Source organism: Glycomyces sp. NPDC049804, from assembly GCF_040674615.1.
Classification (GTDB): Bacteria; Actinomycetota; Actinomycetes; order Mycobacteriales; family Micromonosporaceae; genus Glycomyces; species Glycomyces niveus.
Genome location: NZ_JBFAMQ010000004.1, coordinates 114,830 through 125,684, shown reverse-complemented (window position 1 = coordinate 125,684; position 10,855 = coordinate 114,830). Strand labels below are relative to the sequence as shown.

11 protein-coding genes are annotated in these 10,855 nt (G+C 73.1%); 3 read left to right on the top strand and 8 right to left on the bottom strand.

Features of this window, described 5'->3' with window-relative positions; translation table 11 throughout:
- Positions 1–34: 34 nt before the first annotated feature.
- The 7 genes from AB0K52_RS07490 to hisI form a co-directional block, all read right to left on the bottom strand.
- Complete coding sequence (locus tag AB0K52_RS07490) at positions 35–1,189, bottom strand: NAD(P)/FAD-dependent oxidoreductase (RefSeq protein WP_363527570.1); 1,155 nt, start codon at positions 1,187–1,189, stop codon at positions 35–37.
- A gap of 25 nt (positions 1,190–1,214) precedes the next feature.
- Positions 1,215–2,252 (bottom strand): prolipoprotein diacylglyceryl transferase, encoded by a 1,038-nt coding sequence (gene lgt / locus AB0K52_RS07485; protein ID WP_363527567.1) that lies wholly within the window; start codon positions 2,250–2,252, stop codon positions 1,215–1,217.
- A 148-nt stretch (positions 2,253–2,400) separates the two neighbouring features.
- Positions 2,401–3,189, bottom strand: a complete 789-nt coding sequence (gene trpA / locus AB0K52_RS07480) for a tryptophan synthase subunit alpha (RefSeq protein ID WP_363528379.1) — start codon at positions 3,187–3,189, stop codon at positions 2,401–2,403.
- A 5-nt stretch (positions 3,190–3,194) separates the two neighbouring features.
- A complete protein-coding gene (trpB, locus tag AB0K52_RS07475) occupies positions 3,195–4,394 on the bottom strand; it encodes a tryptophan synthase subunit beta (protein WP_363527564.1) in 1,200 nt (399 codons plus the stop codon).
- A gap of 84 nt (positions 4,395–4,478) precedes the next feature.
- On the bottom strand, positions 4,479–5,285 hold the full coding sequence (gene trpC, locus AB0K52_RS07470) for an indole-3-glycerol phosphate synthase TrpC (RefSeq protein WP_363527561.1): 807 nt from the start codon (positions 5,283–5,285) through the stop codon (positions 4,479–4,481).
- The gene (locus tag AB0K52_RS07465; protein ID WP_363527558.1) at positions 5,286–5,876 is read right to left on the bottom strand and encodes a Trp biosynthesis-associated membrane protein; all 591 of its coding nucleotides are present in this window, start codon (positions 5,874–5,876) and stop codon (positions 5,286–5,288) included.
- Positions 5,873–6,217 carry a phosphoribosyl-AMP cyclohydrolase gene (gene hisI / locus AB0K52_RS07460; RefSeq protein ID WP_270114183.1) on the bottom strand — a complete coding sequence of 115 codons (345 nt, stop codon included), beginning with the start codon at positions 6,215–6,217 and terminating at the stop codon, positions 5,873–5,875. The genes AB0K52_RS07465 and hisI overlap by 4 nt, the downstream gene beginning before the upstream one ends.
- Positions 6,218–6,296: 79 nt before the next feature.
- On the opposite strand from hisI, the gene AB0K52_RS07455 reads away from it, so the two are divergent.
- From AB0K52_RS07455 to AB0K52_RS07445, 3 genes are all read left to right on the top strand, one after another.
- Positions 6,297–6,968: a dihydrofolate reductase family protein gene (locus AB0K52_RS07455; RefSeq protein ID WP_363527555.1), complete on the top strand. Its 672-nt coding sequence runs from the start codon at positions 6,297–6,299 to the stop codon at positions 6,966–6,968.
- Positions 6,969–7,061: 93 nt separating this feature from the next.
- A complete protein-coding gene (locus tag AB0K52_RS07450; RefSeq protein ID WP_363527552.1) occupies positions 7,062–8,807 on the top strand; it encodes a BCCT family transporter in 1,746 nt (581 codons plus the stop codon).
- A gap of 54 nt (positions 8,808–8,861) precedes the next feature.
- A complete protein-coding gene (locus AB0K52_RS07445) occupies positions 8,862–9,824 on the top strand; it encodes a quinone oxidoreductase (protein ID WP_363527549.1) in 963 nt (320 codons plus the stop codon).
- Here the strand turns inward: AB0K52_RS07445 and AB0K52_RS07440 are convergent.
- On the bottom strand, positions 9,814–10,833 hold the full coding sequence (locus AB0K52_RS07440) for a helix-turn-helix domain-containing protein (protein WP_363527547.1): 1,020 nt from the start codon (positions 10,831–10,833) through the stop codon (positions 9,814–9,816). The two genes, AB0K52_RS07445 and AB0K52_RS07440, sit on opposite strands and share 11 nt — an antisense overlap.
- Positions 10,834–10,855: the final 22 nt, after the last annotated feature.

Here is a 10,855-nt window from a genome sequence, read left to right as displayed (position 1 = left end):
GCTCACGTTTCCGTGGCGCGCCCGCCGGTAGCGCTCAACGCGGGGGCTGCCAGTCCGAGAGCGATGCCGCCTGGTTCTGCACCCAGGAGTCCGGGACCGCCCGCAACAGGCTCTTCGTCATCCCGCGCCCGCCCGAGGCGATCGTGTGAACCCGACGCGAGAGCCGCGCGACGCGCTTGATGCGCCCCATGCGCGCCCGGTCGTAGGAGCCGAGGGCCGAGGGCACCGAATCGGGGCTGCGCCGCAGCGCCCACCCGAGCGTCACCGCGTCCTCCAGGGCGAGGCTGCCGCCCTGCGCGAGGATCGGCGCCACCCCGTGCGCGGCATCGCCGAGGAGCACCAGGCCGCCATTGCCCACCTGCTGGTGCAGCACCGGCGGCACCGGCCACACGTACCGCACCGCCTGCTGCGTCAGCTCCGAAGGCCGCGTCGCGGCGATGAACTTCCCCACCGGCGCGGGCCAGTCCGCGAACCACCGGTTGATGAGCTCGTGCTGGATCTGCGGCGACTCCGGGCGCATCCCGCCCGGCACCGTCGCCCACCAGCACGCCCCGGCGTGCCCGAGGTCGCCGTAGCCGAACCGGCGGCGGTCGGGCCCGTAGATCTCGACGGCGTCCGTGGTGCGCTCGGGCGCGCGGTGCGCGGGCACGAGCCCGCGGAAGCACACCACCCCGGCGTCCACTGTGGGTGAACCGGGGGCGACGAGCTGACGGGTCGGCGAGTCGATGCCGTCGGCGGCGACCACGAGGTCGGCGTCCCACCGGCGCGACGCGTCACCGGCCGCGAGGTCCACCAGGTCGATCCGGTCGACCTGCGTCGCCGGATGCACCTCGACGCTGTCGCCGAGCCGCGACACCAGCGCCTCGTACAGCATCGCGGTGTGCACCATCACCGAAGGCGTGCCGTCGTCGGCCCCGAGCATCGCCGCCGCGAACGAGCTCGACAGCCGCTCCTCGCTGCGGATCTCGAACCGGTCCACCGGGGTCCCGGAGGCGTCGAGCAGCGCGTCGACCCCGAGCGCGCGCAGCGCGCGCACGCCCGAGGCCCACAGGACCATGCCCAGGTTCTCGCCCTTCAACCGCTCGCGCCGCTCGAGCAGCGCGACCCTCCACCCCAAGCGGGACAGGACGATCGCGCTGGCGAGCCCGGCGACGCCGGCGCCGACGACTACGGCTCTTCGGTTCTGCATCTGCACCTGCCCGGGGGATCGGCGGTCAGCTGTCGTCGCGGGTCGTGCCCGCGGCCGGGGGTTCCTCGGCGGCCGACTCGTCGGCGATCACGTCGTCCTCGGGCCGGTCGGGCGCGGCCACCGCGTCGTCGTCGGCTTCGTCGGCGGCGTCTGCGATCTCGCCCGGCTCGGCGCCCTTGGGGAGGACCCCGTCCACGTAACCCGCGGCCTCGGCTTCGGGAGAGTCCCAGTCGACGGTGACGCGTTCGCCGCCGTCGAGGACGAACACCTGCCGGCGCCCGCGCACGAGCAGCAGGTAGACGATGGCGCCGGCCACGACGACGATGCTCACCCACTGGTTGAGGCGGAGCCCCAGCGCGCCCTCGGCGGGGTCGATGCGCAGGCCCTCGATCCAGAACCGGCCGGTCCAGTACAGGACGACGAAGAGGGCGACGGCGCGCCCGGCCCCGAACTTCCACTTCCGGTCGGCGAGGATCAGCACGGCCGCGACCCCGAGGTTCCACAGCAGTTCGTACAGGAACGTCGGGTGGAACGTCGCGTACTCGGAGTACCCGGCGACCCGGTGGTCGACGTCGATGGAGACGGCCCACCAGGCGTCGAGGGGCTTGCCGTACAGCTCCTGGTTGAACCAGTTGCCGAGGCGGCCGATGGCCTGCCCGACGGGGATGCCGGGCACGACCGCGTCCGCGACCATCGCGAACGGGAGCTTCAGCTGGCGGCATCCGAGCCAGACGCCGACGGCGCCGAGGAGGACCGCGCCGGGGATGCCCAGGCCGCCCTCCCACACCGCCAGGGCCTTCCACGGGTCCCCGTCGGGGCCGAAGTAGGCGTCAGGGCTGGTGAAGACGTGGTAGAGGCGGGCGCCGACGATGCCGAACGGCACGGCCCACACGGCGATGTCGAGCACGGCCCATTTGGGGGCGCCGCGCGAGCGCATCCGCGCCTCGGCGATCCAGCAGGCGGCGACGATGCCGGCGATGAGGCACAGCGCGTAGGCGCGGATCGGGATGGGGCCGAGGTGCCAGACGGACTCCGACGGGCTCGGAATGTATGCGAGGTCCACGACGAGTAAACCTATCGGTTGCGCGGGCGGGCCCTGGCACGGCCCCGAGCCGGTCCCACCGGCGCCGCCGCCGGTATCGCATAGCACGCAAATCGCCCCCGGGCACGGCGCAGCCCCGCGGGCCGGGCCCGCGGGGCTGCGCGCAACGCTAGCGGCGGACGCCCTCGGCGAGGTCCGCGGTGAGCTCGGCGAGCTTCTGGTGCCCGGCCGGGATGTCGTCGGACTCCAAGTAGCAGTTGACGATCGCGGAGCCGACGATGACCGCGTCGCCGTACGCGCCGATCTCGGCGGCCTGGTCGCCCGAGCGGACCCCGAGCCCGACGCCGATCGGCAGGTCGGTGTGCTTGCGGGTGCGCTCGACCAGCAGCGGCGCGGCCGCCGACGTGGCGGCGCGGGCGCCGGTGACGCCCATGACCGACTGCGCGTACACGAACCCGCGACAGGCGGCCACCGTGGAAGCGATCCGCTCCTCAGTGGACGAGGGCGCGACGAGGAACACCCGGTCCAGGCCGTGCGCGTCCGAAGCGGCGATCCACTCCCCCGCCTCGTCCGGGATCAGGTCCGGCGTGATGAGCCCGGCCCCGCCCGCGGCCGCGAAATCGCGCGCGAACCGCTCGACCCCGTACCGCTCCACCAGGTTCCAGTACGTCATGACGAGGATCGGGACGCGGCCCGCGACCGCCTCGGTCACCTCGAACACCTGCCGGGTCCGGAACCCGCCCGCCAGCGCCTGGTCGGCGGCCTTCTGGATCGCCGGCCCGTCCATCACCGGATCCGAGTACGGCAGGCCCAGCTCGATCATGTCGGCCCCGTGGTCGATCATGATCTCCACGGCCTTGATCGAGTCGGCGAGCGTCGGGTAGCCCGCGGGCAGGTACCCCACGAGCGCCGCCCGCTCTTCGGCCCTGGTCTTCGCGAAAGCGTCCGCAGCGTGCAGCACCCCTACGCCCCCTTCTCGTTCGCGAAGCCGAAGTACTCGACCACGTTGCCCATGTCCTTGTCGCCGCGCCCCGACAGGTTCACCAGGACCCGCGCGCCGGGCTTGAGGCCCTTCGCGAGCCGCAGCGCCCCCGCCAGGCCGTGCGCGGACTCGATCGCGCAGATGATGCCCTCGGTGCGGGCCAGCTTCTCCAAGGCCGCCATGGCCTCCGCGTCGTCCACCGGCTCGTACGCGGCCCGGCCGGTCGCGGCCAGGTGCGCGTGCTCGGGGCCCACGCCCGGGTAGTCGAGCCCGGCCGAGATCGAGTGCGACTCGATCGTCTGCCCGTCCTCGTCCTGCAGCACGAACGTGCGCGCCCCGTGCAGGACGCCGATCTGCCCGGCCGTGATCGTCGCGGCGTGCCGGCCGGTGTCGTAGCCGTCCCCGCCCGCCTCGAACCCGTACAGCTTCACGTCGGCGTCGTCGAGGAACGCGGTGAAGATCCCCATCGCGTTCGAACCGCCGCCCACGCACGCCGCCACCACGTCGGGCAGCGACCCGGTGCGCTCGAGGAACTGGGCGCGGGCCTCGTCGCCGATGCCCCGGCAGTAGTCCCGCACCAGCTGCGGGAACGGCGCCGGTCCGCCGACCGACCCGATCAGGTAGTGCGTGTGGTCCACCGAGGCGACCCACTCGCGCAGGGCCTCGTTCATGGCGTCCTTCAGCGTGCGCGACCCGGTCGTGACCGGCACGACCTCCGCGCCCAGCAGGCGCATCCGGGCGACGTTCAGCGCCTGCCGGCGCGTGTCCTCCTCGCCCATGTACACCGTGCACTCGAGCCCGAAGTAGGCCGCCGCCGTCGCCGAGGCGACCCCGTGCTGGCCCGCGCCGGTCTCGGCGATGATCCGGGTCTTGCCCATCCGCTTCGTCAGCAGGGCCTGGCCCAGGACGTTGCGGATCTTGTGCGCGCCCGTGTGGTTGAGGTCCTCGCGCTTGAGCCACACCTCGACCCCGGTCTCCTCCGAGAGCCGCTCGGCGAAGTACAGCGGCGACGGCAGGTTCCCGTACTCGCGGCCCAGCTTGTCGAGCTCGGCCATGAACGCCGGGTCCGCCAGCGCGGCGGTGTGGGCGGCCTCGAGCTCGTCGAGGGCGGCGATGAGCGCCTCGGGGACGAAGCGGCCCCCGAACTCGCCCCAGTGGCCGCTGGCATCTGGATTAGGCACGGTGTTCGCTCCCCTTCGCTGCTCGCTGCCCGGGCGCGCTCCCGCGCGCCTTCGGGCTGACCTGTGTGTTGCCCCCCGCGGCCGCTACAGCGGGCGCGGCGTGGCCGGGTGGGACCCGGCGGTGACGAGCTCGGCGACGGCGTCGCGCGGGCTCTTCGTCTTGACCACGCCCTCGCCCACGAGCACGGCGTCGGCTCCGGCGCTGGCGTAGCGGATGAGGTCGCGGGTGCCCCTGACGCCGGACTCCGCGACTTTGACGACGTCGCGGGGCAGGCCGGGGGCGATCCGCTCGAACACCGAGCGGTCCACGTCGAGCGTAGTCAGGTCGCGGGCGTTGACGCCAATGACTTTGGCGCCGGCGCGCAGGGCCCGGTCGGCCTCGTACTCGGTGTGGACTTCGACGAGGGCGGTCATGCCGAGGCCTTCGATGCGCTCGTGGAGCGAGACGAGGGTGTCCTGGTCGAGGGCGGCGACGATGAGGAGGACGAGGTCGGCGCCGTGGGCGCGGGCTTCGAGCACCTGGTAGGGGGAGACCACGAAGTCCTTGCGGAGGACCGGGATCTGGACCTTGGCGCGGACGGCGTCGAGGTCGTCGAGGCTGCCTTTGAAGTAGTGCTGCTCGGTGAGGACCGAGATGACGGACGCGCCGCCCGCGGCGTACTCGGCGGCGAGCACGGCCGGGTCGGGGATGTCGGCGAGGGCGCCCTTGGAGGGGGAGGCGCGTTTGACCTCGGCGATGACGCTGACACCGCCGCCGGAGAGGGCGGCGTACCCGTCGAGGGCGGGGCGGGCGGCCTCGGCGCGCTCGCGGATCTTCTCGATGGGGGTCTCGGTCTGGCGCCGTTCGAGATCGGCGCGGACTTCGGTGATGATCTGCTCCAGCACGTTCACCTAAGATCGTCCCTTCTCCTGCGCCGATGCCGAAATATTAGGCGACGAGGGGTCCTCGCCGGAGTCGAGGGCGTTCCACAGGGACACCGGGTCCTCTGCTATGGCCTTGTCGTTGGCGCCGTCGGGTGCCGCCTCGTAGCGGGAGCTGCTGTCGGGCCAGGTGCCGGCGCGGGCGGTGGTGGCGGCTCCGGCGGCGGCGAGGGCGAGGGCGGCGGCGGCCGTGGCGATCGGCCAAGGGCCGGCGTCGAGGTGGAGGGCGCCGCCGAGGGCGGTCGCGAGGCCGGCGAGGGCGGCGACGACGCCGAGGGCGCGGCGGGCGCGGTTGCCGGCGGCGAGCATCGCGAGGAAGGCGGCGCCGCCCGCGAGCGCGCACGGCAGGGCCCAGGAGGCGAGGTCGGTGCCGGCCTGGGCGGTGGTGGCGGTGATGCCGGCGTGCCCGGTCTCCGTGGTGGTGATCCAGTCGCGGGAGGCGGCGAGCGCGGCGAGGGCGGCCGCGAGGATCCCTGCGAGGAGGACGCGGGTGCGTTCGGCGGCGCGCGGGTCGGCGGCGCTGGTCGCGGCGTCGCGGGTGTCGTCGTTCGCTTCGCTCATGCGATCTCCCTTCCGGTGAAGCAGGTGCGGGTGCCGGTGTGGCAGGCCGGACCGGTCTGGTCGACCTGGAGCAGGACGGTGTCGCCGTCGCAGTCGACCGCGACCGAGACGACCGCCTGGTGGTGGCCGGACGTCTCGCCCTTGACCCAGTACTCGCCGCGGCTGCGCGACCAGTAGGTGGCCTTGCGGGTGGCGACGGTGCGCCGCAGCGCCTCGGCGTCCATCCACGCGAGCATGAGGACTTCGCCCGTGTCGTGCTGCTGCGCGATGGCGGGGACGAGTCCGTCCGCGTTGAACGTGAGGTTCGCGATCACGTCGTCGCTGGTCTGTCCTGCTTCCACGTCTACTGATTGTGATCGCTCCCCAGCGGGCGCCGCCACCCGGCCCCGGTCGGGAGTGCATCGTGGGATTCTCGGGGGCATGGAGCGCCCTTATGTGATCGTTTCGGCCGCGATGAGTCTCGACGGCTACCTCGACGACGTGTCCCCGAAGCGGCTGATGCTCTCGAACGCGGCCGACTTCGACCGCGTCGACGGCGTGCGCGCGGGGGTGGACGCGATCGCGGTCGGCGCGGGCACGGTGCGGGCGGACGACCCGCGGCTGCTGGTGCGATCGGCGGAGCGCCGCGCCGCCCGGGAGGCCGCGGGACGGCCCGCGTCGCCGCTGCGGGTGGTGTTCTCGCCCTCGGGCGACCTCGACCCGGCCGCGCGCGTGTTCGACGGCGAGGGCGGGCCGGTCGTGGTGTACACGAGCGACCGCGGCCGGGAGGCGTGCCCGCTGGGGCCTGCGGCGGCCGAGGTCGTCTCGCTGGGCGAGGGCCCGGCCGACCCGCGCCAGGCCCTCGACGACCTGGCGCGGCGCGGCGTCGACCGCCTGCTGGTGGAGGGCGGCGGCACCGTCCACACCCTGTTCCTCTCCGAGGACCTCGTCGACGAGGTGCATCTGGCGGTGGCGCCGTTCCTGCTGGGGAGCGCGGGCGGGCCGAAGTTCGTGCACGCCGCGGCGTTCCCGCAGTCCCCGCGGCGACCGCTGCGCTTGGCGGAGACGCGGGCGATCGGGGAGGTCGCGCTGCTGGTGTACCGGCGGGAGTGAGCGCGGCGCAGGCTCCGCAAACCGCCCGATCGCGTCAGTTTCGTCACTTATGGTGACTGCAGCGCCACTGGATCGACGAACGGAGCCCGCCCGATGGCAACGACCGCGATACCGCCCACCGGACCCGAGGACGCCCCGGCGGCGCCCCTCCCGCCGGTCGCGGCCGAGCGGCAGGCGACGCACCCGGTCGACCGGCCGGTGTTCTGGATCAGCGCGGTCGTCATCCTCGCCGTCATCGCCTTCGGCGCGGTCTTCCCCGACCAGTTCGAGGACGGCTCCACCGCGGCCCTGAACTGGGTCATCGTGAACTTCGCGTGGCTGTTCATCATCGCCGGGAACATCTTCGTGGTCCTCGCGGTCTACATCGCCGCGAGCCGGTACGGGAACATCAAGCTCGCCGCGAACGCCCAGGAGGAGCCCGAGTTCGGGACGCTCCCGTGGATCTCCATGATGTTCGCCGCCGGCATGGGCATCGGCCTCATGTTCTACGGCGTGGCCGAGCCCCTCGCCCACTACTTCGACGCGCCCCCGCCGCTCGAACTCGACCCCGCCTCCCCCCACTACAACGACGAGCTGACCGAGGGCGCGCTCGTCTACTCGTTCTTCCACTGGGGACTGCACCCGTGGGCGATCTACGCCGTCGCCGGGCTCGCCCTCGGCTACTCGACGTTCCGCAAGCAGCGCGGCAACAACATGAGCGACGCGTTCGCGCCCCTGACGGCCGGGCGCCGGTGGGGGCCGGCGACCGGCCGCGCCATCGACCTCCTCGCCGTGTTCGCCACCGTCTTCGGCACCGCCGCGAGCCTCGGCCTGGGCGCGCTCCAGGTCGCCGTCGGCCTCGACATCGTCGTGGGCGTCCCCGACTCGACCCAGCTCGAGCTCATCGTCATCGTCGCGCTCACGGCCGCGTTCGTCGCCTCGGCGTTCTCGGGCGTCCACCGCGGCGTCAAGTGGCTCTCGACCACGAACGTGGTCCTCGCCCTGTTCCTGGTCGTGTTCGTGTTCTTCGCCGGCCCGACCCTGTTCATCCTCGACGCGTGGCCCAGCGCCATCGGCGGCTATCTCACCGACCTCGTCGGCATCTCCAGCGCCACGGGCGCGTTCGGCGGCGCGGAGTGGATGGGCACCTGGACGATCTTCTACTGGGCGTGGTGGCTGTCCTGGGCGCCCTTCGTGGGCACGTTCATCGCCCGCATCTCCCGCGGGCGCACCATCCGCCAGTTCGTCGTCGGCGTCCTCCTCATCCCCTCGGCCGCTTCGACACTGTGGTTCGCGATCCTCGGCGGCACGGCCCTGTGGCAGCAGAACCACGGCGAGGACTTCAGCGACGCCGTCGCCCTCGGCGAGGAGTACTCCCTGTTCGCCCTCCTGGAGTCCCTGCCGCTCTACAGCCTGCTCTCCGGCCTGTCGATGGTGCTCGTCGCGATCTACTTCGTGACCGGCGCGGACTCGGCCTCGCTCGTCCTCGGGTCCCTCTCCAGCCACGGGTCCCTCGCCCCGAAGAAGCCGCTCGTCGTCTTCTGGGGCGCCACGATCGGCGCGGTCGCGGCCGTCCTGCTGCTCTCCGGCGGCCTCCAGGGCCTCAAGAACGCGACGATCGTCGTCGCGCTCCCGTTCGTCATCGTCATGCTCCTGCTGTGCGTCGCCCTGATGAAGGAGCTCGTCCAGGACCCCGCCTCGCACCCGCTGCGCCACCAGCTGCGGCACAAGGGATTCCGCGACGCGATCCGCAAACTCGTGGGCGAAGAGGTCGACTCCCGCACCGCCGACCCCAACCGGTGGGGCCGCAGCCGCCTCCGCTTCGGCGCGGGCAGCAAGCGCAGCAGCACGGAGGAGTGACGGCCGCCGACCGCTGCTATTTTATGGGATGACCCTGCGGCGGAAGGAATCCTCATGAAGGCGATCGTGGTCGAGCAGACCGGCGGGCCGGGCGTGATGCGAGTGCTCGAGGGCGACGACCCCGGCCCCCGCCCCGGCCAGATCGCCGTCAAGGTCGCCGCCGCCGGCGTCAACTTCATCGACGTCTACCACCGCACCGGCGCTTACGGGCTCCCGCTGCCGTTCACGCCCGGCCTCGAAGGCGGCGGGTATGTGACCGCGATCGGCGCCGGCGTCACCGGCTTCGCCGTCGGGGACGAAGTCGCCTGGAAGAGCGTCCCCGGCTCCTACGCCGACCTCGTCGTGGGCGACGCCGACCAGTTCGTGCCCGTCCCCGAGAAGGTCGCCGTCGAGACCGCCGCCGCCGTCATGCTCCAAGGCCTCACCGCCCACTACCTGTGCAACACCGTCTACCCCGTCCAGGAAGGCGACACCGTCATCGTCCACGCCGCCGCCGGCGGCATGGGCCTCCTGCTCACCCAGATGGTCAAGAGCAAGGGCGGCAAGGTCATCGCCACCGTCTCCACCGACGCGAAAGCCGAACTCGCCCGCCAGAACGGCGCCGACCACGTCATGCGCTACGAGGGCTTCGGCGCCAAAGCCCGCGAGCTCACCGGCGGCGAAGGCGTCGCGGCCGTCTACGACGGCGTCGGCAAGACCACCTTCGCCGAAGGCCTCGGCGCGCTCCGCCGCCGCGGCGTCATGGCCCTCTACGGCCAGGCCAGCGGCCCCGTCCCGCCCGTCGACCCGCAGGACCTCCACAAAGGCGGCTCGCTCATCCTCACCCGCCCGACCCTCCACGACTTCACCGCGACCCGCGAGGAGTACCTGTGGCGCGCCGGCGAGGTCTTCCAGATGATCGAGGACGACGACCTCCTCGTCCGCGTCGGCGAGACCTTCCGACTCGAAGAGGCCCCCGAAGCCCACCAGGCCCTGCAGGACCGCAGGACCACCGGGAAGCTCCTGCTCATCCCCTGACGGGAGCGGCCCCCGCCGGCGCTCCGTCCGCTCCGGACCGCTGGAACGTCTTGCGGTACGCCGAAGGCGAGACCCCGACCGCCGCCCGCAGATGCTGGCGCAGCGACACGCCCGTGCCGAGCCCGGCGCGCGCGGCGACCTGGTCCACCGACAGGTCCGTGGCCTCCAGCAGGTGCCGGGCGAACTCGACGCGCTGGCGCACCAGCCACTGCACGGGGCTGAGGCCGGTCTCGGCCCGGAAGCGGCGCGTGAAGTTGCGCCGGCTCATGCTCGCCCGGCGGGCCAGGTCGTCCACGCCGATGGGCCGGTCGAGGTTGGCGAGCGCCCATTCACGCGCGACGGCGGTGCCGGCGTCGTCGGGTTCGGGCACGGCCCGCTCGATGAACTGGGCCTGCCCGCCTTCCCGCCAGGGCGGGACGACGCACCGGCGGGCGACGGCGTTGGCGAGGGCGCTGCCGTGGTCGCGGCGGACCAGGTGCAGGCAGAGGTCGACGGCCGCTCCGGCGCCCGCCGAGGTGAGGATGCGGCCCTCGTCGACGAACAGCACGTCGGGGTCGACGTCGACGGCCGGGAACCGCTCGCGGAAGCGGTCGGTCAGCATCCAGTGGGTGGTCGCGGTCCTGCCGTCGAGGAGTCCGAGCTCGGCGAGGACGAACGCGGCGCTGCAGAAGGAGACGATGCGGGCGTCGGGCCGGACGGCCGCGAACGCCGCCGCGAGCCCCGGCGGGTTCGGCGGCATGTCGCAGCCGGGGCCGGCGGGGTCGACCGTGGCGACGATGACGGTGTCGGCCCAGGCCAGCGCCTCGGGTCCGTGCTCGACGGCGAGGGAGAAGCCGCCGCCGCAGGTGCGGACCGGGCCGCCGTCGAGCGAGCACACCCGCAGCTCGTATCGGGGCCGGCCGTCGACGACGGCGGCCGAGAAGATCCGGTGCGGCACACCGAGTTCGAAGGGCATCACGCCGTCGAGGGCCAGCACCGCGACGCGGTGGGGGCGTTCGGTTCGAGTCATGGCCCGATACTTTCACATCATG

Coding starts and splice junctions, on each gene's coding strand:
- AB0K52_RS07490 (WP_363527570.1), bottom strand. CDS start 1,189: ATGCAGAACCGAAGAGCCGTAGTCGTCGGCGCCGGCGTCGCCGGGCTC.
- AB0K52_RS07465 (WP_363527558.1), bottom strand. CDS start 5,876: ATGAGCGAAGCGAACGACGACACCCGCGACGCCGCGACCAGCGCCGCC.
- AB0K52_RS07455 (WP_363527555.1), top strand. CDS start 6,297: ATGGAGCGCCCTTATGTGATCGTTTCGGCCGCGATGAGTCTCGACGGC.
- AB0K52_RS07450 (WP_363527552.1), top strand. CDS start 7,062: ATGGCAACGACCGCGATACCGCCCACCGGACCCGAGGACGCCCCGGCG.
- AB0K52_RS07445 (WP_363527549.1), top strand. CDS start 8,862: ATGAAGGCGATCGTGGTCGAGCAGACCGGCGGGCCGGGCGTGATGCGA.
- AB0K52_RS07440 (WP_363527547.1), bottom strand. CDS start 10,833: ATGACTCGAACCGAACGCCCCCACCGCGTCGCGGTGCTGGCCCTCGAC.